This window comes from Mesorhizobium sp. WSM4904 (genome assembly GCF_029674545.1).
Taxonomy (GTDB): Bacteria; Pseudomonadota; Alphaproteobacteria; order Rhizobiales; family Rhizobiaceae; genus Mesorhizobium.
This window is the reverse complement of record NZ_CP121354.1, coordinates 1,772,495-1,788,988: the sequence shown is the minus strand read 5'-3', so window position 1 is coordinate 1,788,988 and position 16,494 is coordinate 1,772,495. Positions and strand designations below refer to the sequence as shown.

General features: G+C 63.3%; 23 protein-coding genes. 10 read left to right on the top strand and 13 right to left on the bottom strand.

Annotation, left to right across the window (positions count from 1 at the left end):
• Positions 1–47: 47 nt before the first annotated feature.
• Positions 48–269, bottom strand: coding sequence for a hypothetical protein (locus QAZ47_RS08445; RefSeq protein ID WP_278232920.1), 222 nt, complete (start codon positions 267–269; stop codon positions 48–50).
• Between QAZ47_RS08445 and QAZ47_RS08440 the strand changes: the two genes are divergently transcribed.
• A complete protein-coding gene (locus QAZ47_RS08440) occupies positions 268–1,293 on the top strand; it encodes a class I fructose-bisphosphate aldolase (protein WP_278232919.1) in 1,026 nt (341 codons plus the stop codon). The genes QAZ47_RS08445 and QAZ47_RS08440 overlap by 2 nt on opposite strands.
• Before the next feature lie 282 nt (positions 1,294–1,575).
• Positions 1,576–2,316, top strand: a complete 741-nt coding sequence (locus QAZ47_RS08435; protein WP_278232918.1) for a thioredoxin family protein — start codon at positions 1,576–1,578, stop codon at positions 2,314–2,316.
• A gap of 68 nt (positions 2,317–2,384) precedes the next feature.
• Here the strand turns inward: QAZ47_RS08435 and QAZ47_RS08430 are convergent, their stop codons facing one another.
• Complete coding sequence (locus QAZ47_RS08430; RefSeq protein ID WP_082953665.1) at positions 2,385–2,546, bottom strand: hypothetical protein; 162 nt, start codon at positions 2,544–2,546, stop codon at positions 2,385–2,387.
• 201 nt (positions 2,547–2,747) lie between these two features.
• On the opposite strand from QAZ47_RS08430, the gene QAZ47_RS08425 reads away from it, so the two are divergent.
• Positions 2,748–2,912, top strand: a complete 165-nt coding sequence (locus tag QAZ47_RS08425) for a hypothetical protein (RefSeq protein WP_278232917.1) — start codon at positions 2,748–2,750, stop codon at positions 2,910–2,912.
• 222 nt (positions 2,913–3,134) lie between these two features.
• The gene (locus QAZ47_RS08420; protein ID WP_278206214.1) at positions 3,135–3,854 is read left to right on the top strand and encodes a YafY family protein; all 720 of its coding nucleotides are present in this window, start codon (positions 3,135–3,137) and stop codon (positions 3,852–3,854) included.
• A 165-nt stretch (positions 3,855–4,019) separates the two neighbouring features.
• On the opposite strand, the gene QAZ47_RS08415 is transcribed toward QAZ47_RS08420, so the two are convergent.
• The 3 genes from QAZ47_RS08415 to QAZ47_RS08405 form a co-directional block, all read right to left on the bottom strand.
• Entirely contained in the window at positions 4,020–4,715 is a 696-nt protein-coding gene (locus tag QAZ47_RS08415) for a DUF1013 domain-containing protein (RefSeq protein WP_278206213.1), read from the bottom strand.
• 443 nt (positions 4,716–5,158) lie between these two features.
• Entirely contained in the window at positions 5,159–5,299 is a 141-nt protein-coding gene (locus tag QAZ47_RS08410) for a DUF1127 domain-containing protein (protein ID WP_082044546.1), read from the bottom strand.
• A gap of 197 nt (positions 5,300–5,496) precedes the next feature.
• The gene (locus QAZ47_RS08405; RefSeq protein ID WP_278232916.1) at positions 5,497–6,507 is read right to left on the bottom strand and encodes an NAD(P)H-quinone oxidoreductase; all 1,011 of its coding nucleotides are present in this window, start codon (positions 6,505–6,507) and stop codon (positions 5,497–5,499) included.
• 111 nt (positions 6,508–6,618) lie between these two features.
• Here QAZ47_RS08405 and QAZ47_RS08400 point away from each other — a divergent pair, with 111 nt between their 5' ends.
• From QAZ47_RS08400 to QAZ47_RS08390, 3 genes are all read left to right on the top strand, one after another.
• Positions 6,619–6,813 carry a DUF1192 domain-containing protein gene (locus tag QAZ47_RS08400; protein ID WP_278076310.1) on the top strand — a complete coding sequence of 65 codons (195 nt, stop codon included), beginning with the start codon at positions 6,619–6,621 and terminating at the stop codon, positions 6,811–6,813.
• Between the two features lie 84 nt (positions 6,814–6,897).
• Entirely contained in the window at positions 6,898–8,145 is a 1,248-nt protein-coding gene (locus tag QAZ47_RS08395; protein WP_278076309.1) for an MFS transporter, read from the top strand.
• Between the two features lie 31 nt (positions 8,146–8,176).
• Positions 8,177–8,464 carry a metalloregulator ArsR/SmtB family transcription factor gene (locus tag QAZ47_RS08390; protein WP_278076308.1) on the top strand — a complete coding sequence of 96 codons (288 nt, stop codon included), beginning with the start codon at positions 8,177–8,179 and terminating at the stop codon, positions 8,462–8,464.
• Positions 8,465–8,585: 121 nt separating this feature from the next.
• On the opposite strand, the gene QAZ47_RS08385 is transcribed toward QAZ47_RS08390, so the two are convergent.
• The 4 genes from QAZ47_RS08385 to QAZ47_RS08370 form a co-directional block, all read right to left on the bottom strand.
• Positions 8,586–9,050, bottom strand: a complete 465-nt coding sequence (locus QAZ47_RS08385) for an SRPBCC family protein (protein WP_278232915.1) — start codon at positions 9,048–9,050, stop codon at positions 8,586–8,588.
• Positions 9,051–9,061: 11 nt separating this feature from the next.
• Positions 9,062–9,397, bottom strand: a complete 336-nt coding sequence (locus tag QAZ47_RS08380) for a metalloregulator ArsR/SmtB family transcription factor (RefSeq protein WP_278206206.1) — start codon at positions 9,395–9,397, stop codon at positions 9,062–9,064.
• Positions 9,398–9,403: 6 nt separating this feature from the next.
• A complete protein-coding gene (locus tag QAZ47_RS08375) occupies positions 9,404–10,075 on the bottom strand; it encodes a glutathione S-transferase family protein (protein ID WP_278232914.1) in 672 nt (223 codons plus the stop codon).
• 219 nt (positions 10,076–10,294) lie between these two features.
• Positions 10,295–11,119 (bottom strand): alpha/beta hydrolase, encoded by an 825-nt coding sequence (locus tag QAZ47_RS08370; protein ID WP_278232913.1) that lies wholly within the window; start codon positions 11,117–11,119, stop codon positions 10,295–10,297.
• Between the two features lie 98 nt (positions 11,120–11,217).
• Between QAZ47_RS08370 and QAZ47_RS08365 the strand changes: the two genes are divergently transcribed.
• Positions 11,218–11,736 (top strand): helix-turn-helix domain-containing protein, encoded by a 519-nt coding sequence (locus QAZ47_RS08365; RefSeq protein WP_278206201.1) that lies wholly within the window; start codon positions 11,218–11,220, stop codon positions 11,734–11,736.
• Positions 11,737–11,991: 255 nt separating this feature from the next.
• Here QAZ47_RS08365 and QAZ47_RS08360 read toward each other — a convergent pair whose 3' ends face one another.
• The 3 genes from QAZ47_RS08360 to QAZ47_RS08350 all read right to left on the bottom strand — a co-directional run bounded on the left by QAZ47_RS08360 (position 11,992) and on the right by QAZ47_RS08350 (position 13,673).
• Positions 11,992–12,393: a hypothetical protein gene (locus QAZ47_RS08360; protein WP_278232912.1), complete on the bottom strand. Its 402-nt coding sequence runs from the start codon at positions 12,391–12,393 to the stop codon at positions 11,992–11,994.
• A 235-nt stretch (positions 12,394–12,628) separates the two neighbouring features.
• A complete protein-coding gene (rpmF, locus tag QAZ47_RS08355; protein ID WP_006203806.1) occupies positions 12,629–12,811 on the bottom strand; it encodes a 50S ribosomal protein L32 in 183 nt (60 codons plus the stop codon).
• Positions 12,812–12,965: 154 nt separating this feature from the next.
• Positions 12,966–13,673 carry a transglycosylase domain-containing protein gene (locus tag QAZ47_RS08350; protein WP_278233780.1) on the bottom strand — a complete coding sequence of 236 codons (708 nt, stop codon included), beginning with the start codon at positions 13,671–13,673 and terminating at the stop codon, positions 12,966–12,968.
• 128 nt (positions 13,674–13,801) lie between these two features.
• Here QAZ47_RS08350 and QAZ47_RS08345 point away from each other — a divergent pair, with 128 nt between their 5' ends.
• A complete protein-coding gene (locus QAZ47_RS08345) occupies positions 13,802–14,719 on the top strand; it encodes a polyprenyl synthetase family protein (protein WP_278232911.1) in 918 nt (305 codons plus the stop codon).
• 31 nt (positions 14,720–14,750) lie between these two features.
• On the opposite strand, the gene QAZ47_RS08340 is transcribed toward QAZ47_RS08345, so the two are convergent.
• Complete coding sequence (locus QAZ47_RS08340) at positions 14,751–15,644, bottom strand: LysR family transcriptional regulator (RefSeq protein WP_278232910.1); 894 nt, start codon at positions 15,642–15,644, stop codon at positions 14,751–14,753.
• Positions 15,645–15,748: 104 nt separating this feature from the next.
• Between QAZ47_RS08340 and QAZ47_RS08335 the strand changes: the two genes are divergently transcribed.
• Positions 15,749–16,483 (top strand): SDR family oxidoreductase, encoded by a 735-nt coding sequence (locus QAZ47_RS08335; RefSeq protein ID WP_278232909.1) that lies wholly within the window; start codon positions 15,749–15,751, stop codon positions 16,481–16,483.
• Positions 16,484–16,494: the final 11 nt, after the last annotated feature.

The following is a 16,494-nucleotide window of genomic DNA, read 5'->3' as shown; positions in this document are numbered from 1 at the left end:
GTCTGCCGCCAGGCGGGCTTGGCGTTGCAGAAATCCGGCCGGAGCCATCACACGATCAACAGTCGGCGAGCCGTCCGCGTCTCAAAGACTTTCAATCGATTCGAGCTTTCCGGCGTCATTCCTTTGGCGGTAGTGTTCTGCTTGAGCAATTCCAGGAATGGTGCGCAGCTGTTTCCGTGCGGAATTGCGAAAAGATGGCTACCAAGCAATTCAGCGGTGCCCGCTGAATTGCCTTTGCCGCGGAACATAACCGTCAAGGAGAGCACCATGAGCGAACGTCTCGAAGACATTGCCGCCGCGATCGTGGCCGATGGCAAGGGCCTTTTGGCCGCCGATGAGAGTTCCGGCACCATCAAGAAGCGTTTCGACGTCATCGGCGTCGAATCGACCGCCGACAGCCGGCGCGACTATCGCGAGATGATGTTCCGCGCCAAGGAGGCGATGACCAAGTACATCTCCGGCGTCATTCTCTATGACGAGACCATCCGCCAGAAGGCTGCCGACGGCACGCCGCTGGTCGACATCATCAAGGCCTCCGGCGCCATCCCGGGCATCAAGGTCGATTTGGGCGCCAAGCCTCTCGCCGGCTTTCCCGGCGACACCATCACCGAGGGTCTCGACGGCCTGCGCGAGCGGCTGGCGGACTACTACAAGCTCGGCGCCCGTTTTGCCAAATGGCGCGCGGTGATCGATATCGATATCGCCAAGGAAGTGCCTTCGGCCACCTCGATCGGCTCCAACGCGCACGCGCTTGCCCGCTATGCGGCGCTCTGCCAGGAGGCCGGCATCGTGCCGATCGTCGAGCCGGAAGTGCTGATGGACGGCGCCCACTCGATCGACACCTGCTACGAGGTGAGCAAGGCGACTTTGCTGAAGCTCTATGGCGAGCTGTATGCCGCGCGCGTGGTACTGGAAGGCACCATCCTCAAGCCGAATATGGTCATCTCCGGCAAGAAATCGGGCCAGAAGGACAGTCCCGAGCAGGTTGCCGAGAAGACGATAAAGCTGTTCCGCGAAACCGTGCCCGTGGCGGTGCCGGGCATTGCCTTCCTTTCCGGCGGCCAAGACGACGAGGAAGCGACGGCCAACCTCAACGCCATCAACGTCATCGGCCCGCATCCGTGGAAGCTTTCCTTCTCCTATGGCCGTGCCCTGCAGGCGGCCGCGCAGAAGGCCTGGAGCGGCAAGGCATCGAACGTCGCCGCCGGCCAGGCCGCCTTCATCCATCGCGCCCACATGAACCATCTGGCCGCGCTCGGGAAATGGCGGCCGGCGTTGGAGAAAGCCGCCTGATACCTGGTTCCCCAAAAGCGCTGAAAACCCGGGCCTATTGCATGTCGCCCAAAAGCATGCCCACGGGCTTGACCCCGAGGGTGCGCAGCGGTTTTGGGCGAATGACATGCATCAAGACAAGTAACCTAAAGCGCGTCGCCTGAGGCCGTTCCGGCGCGACGCGCTTTAGGCCGGGTTTTGTTTTTGTCGGCCGCATTCCTACCTGATGCATCGAAACAGCGGCGGCGATGTCGGGTCGCGCCCATGTCGAACGTCCTTGGCAGGAGAGGACAGGAGATAGTCATGCATCGCAATGCCGTGGTTTCGCGAGACGACTGGTTCGAGGCGCACAGAAGGCACCTCGAACGCGAGAAGGAGCTGACGCGGTTTCGCGACTGCGTCGCCGCCGAGCGGCGGCAACTGCCCTGGCTCAAACTCCGCAAGGACTATGTCTTCGAAAGCGAGCAGGGCCCGAAGCGCCTCGCGGAGCTGTTCGCGGGCAAGAGCCAGCTGATCGTCTACCATTTCATGATGACGCCCGGCTCGGACCATCGCTGCGAGGGCTGCTCATTCCTCGCCGATCATATCGACGGGGCCAACAGGCATCTCAAACACCACGACGTGTCGCTCGTCGTCGTCTCGCGGGCGCCGTTGGCCGAGATCCTGCCCTACAAGCAGCGCATGGGCTGGAAATTCGACTGGGTGTCGTCCTACGCATCGGACTTCAACTTCGACATGCAGGTCTCCTTTACCGACAGGCAGATCGCGGCCGGCGACACCGTCTATAATTTCGAGAAGCGCCCGCTGCGATCGAAGGACCTGCCCGGCACTAGCGTCTTCTATCGCGACGAAAACGGCGACATCTTCCTCACCTTCATGTCACGCGCCCGCGGCGGCGACGCTCTGATCGGCGCCTATCATTATCTCGACATGACGCCGAAGGGCCGCAACGAGAACGGACCCTATCACGGCCTGATGGACTGGGTGCGCCTGCACGACGAATATCAGGCCGAGGGCAAGGACCGGCCGGACTGTTGCGCGTGACGGGCTTCATTCCCGCAAGCGAAGGAGGCCATCATACACAAGCCGTGCGCGACCAATATCGACAGACCTCAGGCCCAGTGCCCAAGCACGGCCGCCAGCGAGATCGCGGCCATGGCAAGCAGCGCCAGCTTCCAGAAGTCGCTGCGGCGCTTCAGCCCCGGCCAGCCGAGCGGCTTGATGATCTGGATCAGCATGATGCCGATGATGACAAGGGCGAGAAGTTTCGTCATGCCGCCTTTGACCAGTATCGCCGGCGGCTGTCAAAGCGGTTCTTGGCGCTTCGGCCAGCCGCACTCTCCTGACAAACAGCCGGTTGCCCAAGGCCGCGTCGATCTTTCCGGCGCCGGCTCCGGCAACCTGCCAAGCTCCTGACAGACTGCTGTCAGCAGGGGTGTGAGATACTCTTCTCATCGAAAAAGAGGAGCCTGGTCATGAACGGTTTTACCATCCTGCGCAGCACGCAGAACTATGTCGGCAAGATCCGCACCGTGCGGAACGAGATCCGCACTCAGCGTTTCCTGAACACTTTGCCGGCGGATATCCGCAAGGACATCGGTTGGCCGGACCTCTACGATGGTCGCGTGCGCAAGAACTGAAAATTCTTGGCGCACGACTTGGACAGCGGCTGTGCGGCGCCTAGCTGTAATGTTGATTGAGACGCTGGGTTTCAGGACGGACGCCGCTGTTCCCGGTTGGTTTCATCGCAGCCTCCTGACAGTATGTTGTCAGGAGGTTTGCGTTATTGAAGCTACCTCGAACCTGCGGGTACCGGTTTTGGAACCGCGGCATGCATAGAACCGAAACCAAGGGGTTAAACGATGCGCCGCGCCGACAGGCTTTTTCAAATCGTCCAGCATTTGCGCGGTGGCCGGTTGGTCACGGCGCAGAAGCTCGGGACGTGGCTCGAGGTTTCCGAGCGGACCATCTATCGCGACATAGCCGACTTGCAGTCGACCGGCGTACCGATCGACGGCGAGGCGGGTGTCGGCTACATGATGAGAGAGGGTTTCGATCTTCCGCCGCTGATGTTCACGCGTGACGAGATCGTGGCGCTGGTCGCCGGCGCCCGCATGGTGCGCGCCTTCGGCGGCGCGGCGATGGCAAGGGCGGCCGACGAGGCGCTGGTCAAGATCGGCGCCGTGCTGCCCGACACCGAGAAGGACCGCATCGCCCGCACCGAGATCCACACGCCGATGTGGGTGGTGAGCGATGCCGCGCGCGAAGCGATCGACTTGATCGAGCGCGCCATCGAGAAGCGCCAGGTGCTGACCATCGACTATTCGGACGAAGCCGGTCGCGGCACGGCGCGCGACATCCGACCCCTCGGCCTGTGGTTCTGGGGCAAGGTGTGGACCCTGGTCGCCTGGTGCGAGATGCGCGACGATTTTCGCGCCTTCCGCATCGACCGCATCGCTTCGGTGGTGATTGCCGGCCGTATCTACAAGCCCGAGCGCGGCAAGCAGCTCGCCGACTTCTATCGCGCCGTGGAGCGCAGCGAGGACTACGGCATGGCGCCCGACCGTGCGGCGCGGAGCTGAAGCCCGCACCTCTCCTTCCCCCCTTGTGGGGGAAGGTGATCGGCGCGTAGCGCCGAGACGGATGAGGGGTGTTGGACGGAATGAGGCGTCGGCGTTCCCTGGAACACCCCTCATCCGTCGCCTCCGGCGACACCTTCTCCCACAAGGAGAGAAGGGAAAGCGCGCCTACTCCTCGTCTTCTTTCTTGTCCTTCGACTTCAGCGCCGAAAGCTTGGCGAAGACGGCGTTGGCGTCCAGTTCCTGATCCTCGTCCTTCGGCTTCTCCGGAGCGGGCGTCAGCCTTTCGGTCAGCGCGGCCGGCAGCAGCGTGTCGCCGGCGACCGGCTGTGCCTGCTCGCGACCGCGCGAGGCGCGGTTGACTTCCATGTCGAGGTCGATCTGCGAGGTGAGGCCCAGCGTCACCGGGTCCATCGGCTGCAGGTTGGCCGAGTTCCAGTGCCGGCGCTCGCGGATCTGCTCGATCGTCGACTTGGTGGTGCCGACCAGCCGCGCGATCTGCGCGTCCTTGAGCTCGGGATGGTTGCGCACCAGCCACAGGATGGCGTTCGGGCGGTCCTGCCGCTTCGACAGCGGCGTGTAGCGCGGACCCTTGCGCTTCGATTCCGGCACCCGCACCTTGGGATCGGACAGTTTCAGCCGGTGGTTCGGGTCCTTCTCGCCGCGCGCGATCTCGTCGCGGGTGAGCTGGCCGGTCATGATCGGGTCCATGCCCTTGATGCCCTGCGCCGACTCGCCGTCCGCGATCGCCTTGACCTCCAACGGATGCAGGCCGCAGAACTGCGCGATCTGCTCGAAGGAGAGCGCGGTATTGTCGACCAGCCAGACGGCGGTCGCCTTGGGCATCAGCAGCGTATTGGCCATATCAAAAATCCTTCTCGTTCGCCCGCGTTCCCGCGCGGGCGGTGGTTTTACAGCCACCAAAATGGGAAATTCGCGGCCTGTATAAACGCTCCGTCACGATTTCGCAATGTTTTTGGGAGGAGCGCCTAATGCATGTCGCCCAAAAGCATGCCCACGGTCTTGGCCCGAGGGTGCGCAGCGGTTTCGGGACAATGACATGCGTAAAATCAGGAACCAAAGCATGTCTCCCGAAAGTGGGAACCGGTTTCGGGATAAAGACATGCGTGAATCAAAAACCTAAAGCGCAGGGAGCGAATCTGAAAGATCGCGACGCGCTGTAGGCTCCACAAGACAAAACCCGCTGGACAGGGTCCAGCGGGTTCGGAACCGGAGACGAGCAAGCGTCTGCGACGGCTCTGGCTTCGAGGCCGCGGTCCGGCCTTGCGGCCGGGTCGCGCTTGAAATCAAAGAGCCTGGCGGGCGATCTTCTCGATGTCGGCGCGGTTGATGCCGAGGTCGTTCAGCTGACGGGCGTTGAGGCGGTTCAGCTCACGCACCGTCTCGTTGTAAAGGCGCCAGTTGCGGAAAGCGCGGATCGGGTTCATTTCAGTCCTCCATTCGTGGATCAATTGTTTCGATGCCGCGTAAATAGGCACCCTTGCCTACGAATTGAACGGACGCTTTTGCATGGCGGCAATGCATTTTGTGCAATGCAGCATTAAGCATTGTTGAACCTGTCGCCAGCGATGCAGGATGGATCGAGATTCAGGTCAGGCCGGCCTCACTGGATATCGACTCGAGCCTAGCCGACGTCGAGCACGATCTTTCCAATATGCTCGCCCTCTTCCATGCGCTCATGCGCTCGCCAGGCTTCCGTCAGAGGGAAGATCATGTCCATGACCGGAGCGACCTTGCGGGTGCCGAGCAGCGGCCAGACCTGAGCCTCGAGAGCAGTCGCGATGCCCGCCTTGAACTCGACGGTGCGGGGCCTGAGCGTCGACCCGGTATGGACAAGGCGCTTGACCATGAGCTTTGCGAAGTCGGCGCTTGCGACGGCGCCGGCCTGCACGGCGATCTGGACGATGCGTCCTTCGACCGCCGCCGCATCGTAGTTGCGCGCCACATAGTCGCCGCCCACCATGTCGAGGATGACGTCGGCGCCCCGGCCGCCGGTTGCGTCCTTGACCTCGGCGACGAAATCCTGCTCGCGGTAATTGATCGCCCGCTCGGCGCCGAGCTTTAGGCAGGCGTCGCATTTTTCCTTGCTGCCGGCAGTGGTGACGACATAGGCGCCGAACGCCGAGGCCAGCTGTATGGCGGTGGTGCCGATGCCGGACGAGCCGCCATGGACGAGCAGCGTCTCGCCTTTCTTCAACCCGCCGCGCTCGAACACGTTGTGCCAGACGGTGAAATAGTTCTCCGGCACGGCGGCGGCCTCGGAATAGGTGAAGCCGGCCGGGATCGGCAGCACGCTGCCGGCATGGACCTTGACATATTCGGCATAGCCGCCGCCCGGTGTCAGCGCGCAGACCCGGTCGCCGATGCGCCAGCGCGATATTTCGTCGCCGAGCGCCGCGACTTCACCGGCCGCCTCGAGGCCCGGCAGGTCCGAGGCGCCCGGCGGCGGTGGATAGGCGCCCTTGCGTTGCTGCACGTCCGGCCGGTTGACGCCGGCGGCGCGCACGCGAATGAGGATCTCGCCGGGGCCGGGCGCGGGCACGTCGCGCGTCTCCGGCTTCAGCACCCTGGGACCGCCGGGCTGCGAGATCGCGACGGCCGTCATCTTTGCCGGAATCTTCTGTCCGCTTGCCATGGTGTCCCGTCTCCTTGTGCCGGTTGCTGGCCGGTCGTTTGCATCGGCGCCCCTGCCCTATGTATGCTGATTGCCAAATCAGGCAAATGGCCAAGTGAGGGAGGAGCGACGATGGCGATCTTCGACGACGAACCCAGGAAGAAGCCGCGCCCGCACGAAATCGGCCAGGATCTCTCGTTGCTGTCCGTCGACGAGTTGTCCGCGCGCATTGCCCTGCTGCGCGAGGAGATCGCCAGATTGGAAGCCGAACGGGCAGCCAAGGGCGCCACCAAATCCGCCGCCGAGGCGCTGTTTCGCCGCGGATAATCCTGGCTGCGTGGCCGCTCGCCCCGGAAAAGCCTGAAAGCGACTGCCAGAGCTGCGCTCTGAAATCTCCAGCCGGATCAGCCCATGTTCGCAACCTACCGACCGATCCTCTCGCTGCTGCGCGGCACCGCATTCCTGCTGGCGGCGTCCGGCCTGCATGGCCTGCTTTTGCCGCTGCGCGGCCAGGTCGAGGGGTTCTCGACCGCCTCGCTCGGCCTGATGGGCACAGCCTGGGCCGGCGGTTTCGTCACCGGCTGCTTCTTCGCGCCGCGCCTCGTGCGCCGCGCCGGCCATGTCAGGGCGTTCGGCGCCTTCGCCGCCTCCGGTGCGATCATCGCACTGCTCACCGGCCTCATCATCGACGAATATTTCTGGATCCTGCTGCGCGCCTTCACCGGCTTCACCATGGCCGGCGCTTTCATGGTCATCGAAAGCTGGCTGAACGAGAAGGCGACCAACGAGAACCGCGGCACCGTCTTCGGCCTCTATATGATGGTCACCTATGCCTCGATCATGGGCGGCCAGATGATCGTCGCCGGCGGCGACGTGAGATCAGCCTCGCTGTTCATGATCACCGGCATCCTGTTCTGCCTGTCGCTCATTCCGACTGCGGTGTCGACGCAGTCGCATCCGAAGCCGCTGCAGGACGTCAAGCTCGACGTCAAAGGCCTCTATGCAAATTCGCCGGTTTCGGCGGTGGCCTGCCTTCTGATCGGCATCGCCAATGGCGCCTGGGGCACGCTCGGCGCCGTCTATGGCGCCCGCATCGGCATCTCCACCGCCGAGATCGCGCTGATGATGAGCCTGGTGGTCATCGCCGGTGCGGCCATGCAGCTCCCCGCGGGGCGGCTTTCCGACACGACGGACCGCCGCTTCGTGCTGGCGGGCGCTGCCTTCGGCGCGGCGCTGGTCGCGGTGCTGATCTTCCTCTTTGCGCCGCACTCGGGTGTCTTCGTCATCGTGATGACCGCCGCCTACGGCGCCTTCGCCTACACGCTCTATTCGATCGCCGTCGCGCACGCCAACGACCACGCGCGGGCGGAGGATTTCGTCAAGGTTTCGGGCGGCCTGCTTCTGCTCTATGGTTTCGGCACCATGATCGGACCGTTGCTTGCGGCCGCCTTGATGGGCTGGCTGCGCCCCGAAGCGCTCTTCCTTGCAACCGCGCTCGCCCATCTCTGCCTCGCCGGTTACACGCTGCTGCGCATCCGCGCTCGCGCGCCGGTTCCGATCGAAAACCGCGACGCCTTCAAGACGCAGCCGGCCGACCGTGCCGTCACGCCGGAAGCCTTGCGGCTCGATCCGCGCAGAAAGGTTGAAACCGATAGTTGAGATTTGGAGAACTTTGCCTCACAAATAAGGCATGATGTTTTCCGACGCCTTCGTGGCGATAGCCGATCCTAACCGGCGTTATCTCTTGGAAGAGCTCCGCCGCGGTCCCAAGACAGTGAACGAATTGGCAGCCGGGTTGCCCGTCTCGCGCCCGGCCGTTTCCCAGCACCTGAAAGTCCTGCTCGACGCCGGCTTGGTCAACGCCAAGGCGGAGGGCACCAGGCGGGTCTACGCCGTCAGCACCGCCGGCTTCCTCCGACTCAACATCTGGCTCGATCAGTTCTGGAATGTCGAGGAGATCGGCACGCCCGGCAGCTAACCGCTCCTTCCGTCCCGATTCCTAGAGCAATTCGAGGAAAAGTGTGAGCGGTTTTCCGCCCGGAATTGCGCAAAACAAAGAGTTAGAGCGGTTCGGCGCTTCCGTGAAATGGTGAAACGCTCTAGATTCCCTCGGCCAGCGCCGCCCCGAGCGCGTCGAGCAGCTCGCCCGTCCCATGCTCGCGTGTGGAGGGCGTATCGATGCCGTCGAAGAAGGCCCCTTGCTCAGTCAGGACAAGTCGCGTGCCCTTGCCTTCCGCGACAAGCTCGATCGTCGCAAGCGAAACCGAGACCCGGGTTTCGCCGAACAACAGTTCATAACTGTAGACGATGCGCCGGTTGGGCACGATGTCCTGATAGACGGCATTGAAGAAATGCATCTGCCCGTCTCTCGGGCAACCGGCATTCACCTCCCTGCCGCCGACGCGAAAGTCCATTTCATGCCGGCTCGGCATCGGATTGTCGGGATCGAAGAACCAACGCTTCTTGGCCGCCGGATCGCTCAGCGCGAAATAGACCCTTTCGGGCGCCGCCGGGTAGAAGCGCTCGATGACGAAGGTGGAATGGACGACGGATCGTTCGGTCATGACGGCGTTCCTCAGTTTTGGTCTTTGGTTTCAGCGAGAAAATCGCCGAGGCGGTCGAGCCGGCGTTCCCAGGCGAGCCGCCGCTCGTTGATCCAGTGCTCGGCGGCCCGTAGCGCCTTCGGCTCGATCCGGCAGGTGCGCACCCGGCCAAGCTTCTCGGTGCTCACCAGGCCGCTCGCCTCGAGAACGTTGAGATGTTGGACGACGGCCGACAGCGACATCGCCAGCGGTTCGGCCAGCTGACTGACCGAGGCCGGCCCACGCGATAGACGGTCCACCATCTGGCGCCGCGCAGGATCCGCGAGCGCCTGGAACATCAGGTCGAGCTGGGCGGGATCGTGCAGCATCGCCGGTTAGCCGTTGCTATAGGGGAAGAGCTTGAAATAGGGCTGCGCTTCCTCGATCACGCGGACGAAGCTCGGGCGCTCGAGCAGGCGGTCGTGATAGCGCTTCACGGTGGGGAATTTGTCGCCGAACGGCTCGACCTTGTTGGCGTAGAACAGCGCCGGCGAGGCCGCGCAGTCTGCCATGCTGAAGGTCTCGCCGACCGCCCAAGTCTTTCCCTGCATCTCCTTCCCTCTCATCTCCTCTTCGATGATGGCGTAGGAATTGCGCAGCTGCTCGCGCGCCTGCTCGACCCCGAATGGATCGGTCTTGTCCTTTGGCCGCAGCCGGTCGCCGACGATCTTCTGCATCGGCTCCTGCACGTAGAAGTCGTAGAAGCGGTCGGCCTGGCGGACCTTGATGGCGAGGTCGGTGTCGGCGGGGATGAGCTCGACCGGCCCGGGATAGTGGACGGCGAGATATTCGATGACGATGGTCGATTCCAGCACCGTGCGGTCCCGCGCGTCGTCGCGCAGAGCCGGCATCTTGCCCGTTGGCGAAACCTTCAGGAAGGCCGCGCGCGATTGCTCGTCACCGAGATCGACGATCACCGGCGTGAAGGGCGTGCCGTTCTCGTAGAACGCGAGCAGCGGCTTCCAGCAGAAGGAAGCGAGCGGATGGAAATGCAGCGTCAGGGACATTTTTTCTCCTGTCGTCGGGCGTCGAGGTGGTAACACTGAAGTGATCACTTAACTATTTTCATGGACCGCCAGAGTCAAGGCTGCCCCTGCCGGCTAGAGCAATTTCAGGAAAAGTGTGAAACGGTTGGGCTCGGCGACTTCGCCGTAGCCTTCCGTCCGGAATTGCGCCAAAACAAAGAGATAGAGCGGTTCGCCGTTTCCGTGAAACGGTGAAACGCTCTAGCGATGCGTCGCGATGGCTTCGACGATTTGCAGCCAGTCGTTGCGGTGCAATTCGTGGCCGCCGCCTTCGATCCGCACCAGCCTGGCGCCGGGAACCGCGTCGGCAAGCGCCTCGCCATGCTCGATCGGGAAGATCGGATCGGTGGCGCCATGGATGACGAGCAGCGGCACCGTCAGGTCGTTTATCCGTCGCTCCTGCTCGCCGCCCTTCAGCAGGAAGTGGTTGCTCGCGCTGCCGAGACCGCCGGAACGGTCGTAGTCTTCCTGGATCATCGCCCGCGTACGTCTCTCGTCGAACGGATGCAGAGTGCTGCCAAGCGCCCGCGCGTCCTTCACCATGTAGTCGAGCACCCGATCCCGGTTCGACCAGTCGACACCGGCGCCTTCGGCGGAATGCTCCTTGTAGGCCTGGCTCGTCCCCGGCAAACCGGAGGTATCGACGCCGAGCGGCGAGCTGGAGATCACGGTGAGCGCGCCGACACGCTCGGGATATTTCAGCGCCACGATCTGCGCGATCATGCCGCCCATCGACATGCCGACGACATGCGCCTTGCGGACATTGTGGTCGTCGAGCACGCGGATGGCGTCGTCCACCATGTCCTCGAACGCATAGGGCGGCTGGCCGGGCTTATATTTGGTTGACCGGCCGGTGTCGCGATTGTCGTAGCGGATGACGAAGCGGCCGCGTTCGGCGAGCTGCCGGCAGAAGGCTTCCGGCCACCAGAGCATCGAGGCCATGGCGCCCATGATCAGAAGGATCGCCGGATCGGCCGGATTGCCAAAGGTCTCCGAGACGATTTCAGGACGAGGCAAAGCGGTCATTCTTCTCTCCTCTGCGCTTCAATCCGATTGCATTTTGCAATCAGTTGCACGATAATCAGACCGATATCATAATGCAACTGGTTTTTTTGGAGACTGTCATGAGCATCGACCACCGGTCCGGCTGCCCGATCAATCTGTCGCTCGAGGTTTTTGGCGACCGCTGGAGCCTGATCATCCTGCGCGACATGATCTTCGGCGGCAGGCGCCATTTCCGCGAATTGCTCAACGGATCGCTGGAAGGCATCGCCTCCAACATCCTGGCCGACCGGCTGAAACGGCTGATGGAGCTCGGTCTGCTGACCAAGGCCGACGATCCCAGTCACAAGCAGAAGGCGATCTACAGCCTGACCGAGATGGCGATCACGCTGGTGCCGATCATGGCGCATCTCGGCGCCTGGGGGCGCGTGTGGCTTCCGGTCAGCGAGGAGCTTTCGATCCGCGCCGAGCTCCTCGAAAAGGGCGGCCCCCCGCTATGGGAGCAGTTCATGGACGAGCTTCGCCACGAACATCTCGGCGCGCCGGCAAAGACGCCGCCTGGCACCCCGACCGTGCGCCAGCAGCTGCAGGCCGCGTACGAAGCAGTGGTCGCGCGGAAGGCTGAAGCGGTGGCAGGCTGAGGCGGGGCGAAGAAACTTCGTCATTCCAGGGCGAAGCAGGAGCGAAGCTCCGTCGCGGAGACCCTGGAATCCATGCCGTTACCTTGGCCAGGCAATGCAGCGGAGCAGAATTCTGTACCGCGGCAACGCTTCGAAGTCACGGAATGGATTCTACGGTCTGCGCGCGTCGCTTCGCTCCTTGCTCCGCCATAGAATGACGACGCGATCAATGTGCTGCGCCAATCGCGAAGTCATGCGATCAGAAATTCTATGTCTTCAGTTCAAATTGATATCGCGGCTGGCCGACCGCATCGACACCGAGAAGCCTGCCAGTACATCGAACAGCGCTATGATCGTCAGCGTGAAGAACACCGAATGCGCCGCGCCCTTCACCAGCAGGAACTCGACCAGGAAGGCGATGAAGACCAGCGTCGACAAAAGATGATCCAGGATCGATGCATTGGTGGTGCGCACCGATTTCGAGATCTCGATGAACAGGAAGATCAGCCCGATCAGCAACATCAGATCGCCGAGCGTCATCGAGAAGACGCCGCCCGACATCATGCGGAACGAGAACATCTCGGTCATCCATGGATCGTCGCCGCCGCCGAACAACCCGAGCAGTCCGAGATTGTAGAGGACGAAGGGCACGATCAGCAGCGGGATGGCACCGAACATCTGGGCGTCTCCAATGAGGCACCCTTTTGTAAAATCCGCGGCAGGCATGCCGTCAAGATTTTTCGGCAACCGGGCGAACACGCTGTAAGACCTAATGAAATAACGATGTCAGCCGGTTGTCCTCTGCTTTTGGCCAACACGCACGATCTCGCCCGAAGGCTCTGTAGTCGCTGATGCCAAATCAAAAAGACCGGCCATTGGCCGGTCTTTGAAAATCACAAACCGTGGTAGCTTCTCAGCTTTCCTTCGGCTCCAGCACCTGGCGGCCGCGATACATGCCGGTCTTCAGGTCGATATGATGCGGGCGGCGCATTTCGCCGGAATTCTTGTCCTCGACATAGGTCGGGGCCTTGAGGGCGTCGGCCGAGCGGCGCATGCCGCGCTTCGACGGAGAGGTTTTTCTTTTTGGAACGGCCATGGATATGCTCCACTACATGGTCAAAATGCCCCGGCAACCCTCGCGAAAGGGCCGCATCGAGGCCATAATCTGAGAAAGTCGGGTGCCTATACACGCGTTGCGCCGTTTTGGCCAGCACTGCCCGCGAATTTTTTTGAGCCGGCGCCCGTCCGCGTCAATCCAAGCAGCCCACATACGCTCCCGACCTGCCGGCCCGCCGTTCGATCAGATTGGCGAGTCGCCTCAAACCCGGGCCGGGCCTGGCCGGATTGCGCGCGATCGGGTTGGGCAAGGTGACGGCAAGCAGTGCCGCCTGCCGGCGCGACAATTGCCTGGCCGAGACGCCGAAATGATGCTGCGCGGCGGCCTCGATGCCGTAGATGCCCGGGCCCCATTCGGCGATGTTGAGATAGATCTCCATGATGCGCCGCTTCGACATCACCGCGTCGAAATAGACGGCCAGGGGCAGTTCGACCACCTTGCGCACGCTGCCCAGCGGCCGCGACCACAAAAACAGGTTCTTCACCGTCTGCATGGTGATGGTGGAGGCGCCGCGCGTCGCCTCGCCGGCAAGCGCATCGTCGACCACGCCGCGCAACTCGCCGAGATCGACGCCGCGATGGAAACAGAACTGCCCATCCTCCGACATGATCACCGAATGCGCCAGCACCGGCGCTACGTCGTCGATCGACACCCAGCGTCGGTCGTAGCCGGAGAAGGTCGCGAGATCCTTCAGCATCAGCGTCGAGACGGGATGCACGAAGGGCGGCAGATAGAGGAAGGTAAGCACGACCGGGATAGCCGCCAGCACGATCGCCGTGATCAGGCAGCGCCGGCCAAGGCGCTTGAGACCGGCGCGATTCAGGCGCCGCGGTCGCGCCATGTCCAGCCCTTCGCTTTCATGTTCGACGATCGGTTCCGTCAAGCCGCCCCACCCGTGCCATGCGCTCAACGGCATAAAGGTGCCAGGCTTCTTGCGCAATGTCTGAGTGTCGGCTACCGGTCCCGGCCATGATGAAAGACGACCAGACGGCCTTCGAAACCGCGCTTTTTGCGCGCGCCGCAGCAAGCGAGGACCTGCTGCGGCAAATCCTCGATGCACCCCTGCTTTCCGGCGAAATCGCCCGGCCTGAACGCCTGATGGCGGCGATGCGCCATGGCGCGCTCAACGGAGGCAAGCGGCTCCGCCCTTTTCTGGTCATGGAAAGTGCGGCGCTCTTTTCAGCAGATGATGAAGCGGCGCTGCGCGTCGCGGCAGCGCTGGAATGCGTGCATTGCTATTCGCTGATCCATGACGATTTGCCGGCCATGGACGACGATGATTTGCGCCGCGGCCAGCCGACCGTGCACAAGGCCTTTGACGAGGCGACCGCGATCCTTGCCGGCGATGCGCTGCTGACGCTGGCTTTCGACATCATCGCCGATCAGGCGACCGTGCTGCCGGCCGAGCGCCGGATTGCGCTCGTATTGGCGCTCGCCCGCGCCGCGGGAGCCGGCGGCATGGTCGGCGGCCAGACGCTCGACCTCGAGGCCGAGCGCAAGCGGCCGGACGAGGCCGGCATCATCAGGCTGCAGGCGATGAAGACCGGCGCGCTGATCCGCTTCGCCTGCGAGGCCGGCGCCATCGTCGCCGGCGCGCCCGCCGCCGATCGCGAAAGACTGGCGGAATTCGGCTCGGCCATCGGCCTTGCCTTCCAGCTCGCCGACGACCTGCTCGACCTCACGGCCGACGCAAAGCAGATGGGCAAGGCGACGAAGAAGGACGCCGCCGCCGGCAAGGCGACGCTCGCCGCGCTGCACGGCCCCGACTGGGCGCGCGAGCAGCTGCACGGCCTGATCGACCAGGCGCACGCGCTGCTCGATCCTTATGGAGAGCGGGCAGCGTTGCTGAAGGCGGCGGCGACATTTGTCGCGACGCGCAATAACTGAAGGCGTGGGTATTAGCCGAGCCGAACCGGTTTCACAGTTTTGCCTTGGCGAAAATGCGCGACGCCCATTCCAGGAACACACGCAGTCGCGGCGCGAGCTGGCGGTTCTGCGGATAAAGCGCCGAGAGCGGCGTCGGGGTGGGTGGAAAATCCCCAAGAACCTCGACCAGCGTCCCGTCCATGAGATCCTTTTCCAGCCGGTAGCGTGGCGCTTGCAGAAGCCCAAAACCGAGGCGCGCCAGCGCGACGGCGGTGTCGGAATTGTTCACACGCACCCGGCCGGGTAACGTGACCTGACGCACCGTTGAGCCGATCGTGAACTCCAGCGGCAGGACCTCGCCCGTGCGCGAGGAGACGAACCCGACGGCCTGATGGCCGTCCAGCGCTTCCGGTGAGGCCGGCATCCCATGCCGCCTCAGATAGCTCGGGCTGGCGCAGGTGATTTCGCTAATCATCGCCAGCCGCCGCATGATCATGCCGCTGTCCTGCGGTTCACCGGCGCGAACGACACAGTCGACCCCTTCGCGCACCAGGTCGACCAGCCGGTCGCCCTGGCCGATATGCAGATCGATGCCGGGATAGCGCTCCAGGAAGGCCGGGAGTTCCGGCAGCAGGAAGCGCTGCGTGAGCAGCGGATGCGCATCGATGCGCAAAAGACCGCGCGGCTCGGCGCTGCGAAACCCGGCCTCGGCATCTTCCACCTCGCCCAGGATCGACAGGCAGCGCTCGTAATAGGCCTGCCCGTCGAGCGTCGTGGCGACATGGCGCGTGGTTCGGTCCAGCAGCCTTGTCCCCAGATGCTCCTCCAGTTGCTGGATCGCTTCGGTCGCGGTCGAGCGCGGCAGGCCGAGATCGGCTGCGGCCGCGGTGAAATTGCGCCGCTCCACCACGCGGACGAACAGCCGCATCCTGTCCAATCGATCCATCGCCAATTGTTCGCTCCATCCGAATACTGCTGTCAATAGAAGACCGATTAACCTGAAAGCGCCGCGATCTATATCCCCTTCACAACAATGAACGGAGATCGATCATGCAGAAGACAAGAACCGCGATCGTAACAGGCGCCTCCAGAGGCATCGGCGCGGCCATCGCCGAACGGCTCGCCCAGGATGGCATGGCCGTCATCGTCAACTATGCGCGTGGCAAGGACGCTGCCGACGAAGTCGTATCAGTCATCGAAGCCGCCAGCGGAAAAGCGCTCGCGGTACAGGCAGACGTCGCCGAACCGAGCGGCATGGTCACTTTGTTCGATGCGGCCGAAAAGGCCTTTGGCAAGGCCGACATCCTCGTCAACAATGCCGGCATGATGCGGCTGTCGCCGATCGCGGACACCGACGACGCTGCGTTCGAACGCCAGCTCGCCGTCAATCTCGGCGGCACGTTCCGCGGCATGCGCGAAGCTGCAAGGCGTCTGAACGATGGCGGCCGCATCATCAATTTTTCTTCAAGTGTCGTGGGCTTCTACCAGCCGGCCTACGGCATCTATGCCGCGACCAAGGCCGGCGTCGAAGCGATGACGCATATCCTTGCCAAGGAGCTCGGCCCGCGCCGCATCACGGTCAACGCCGTCGCGCCCGGCCCGGTCGACACGGAACTCTTCACCGACGGCAAGAGCGCCGCGCAGATCGAGGCGATCACCCGGCTCATCCCGCTCGGCCGCCTCGGCCAGCCCGACGACATCGCCGGGCTCGTCGCCTTCCTTGCCGGCCCGGACAGCCACTGGGTCAACGGCCAGATCATCCGCGCCAATGGCGGCGCGATCTAAAGGTAGAGCTA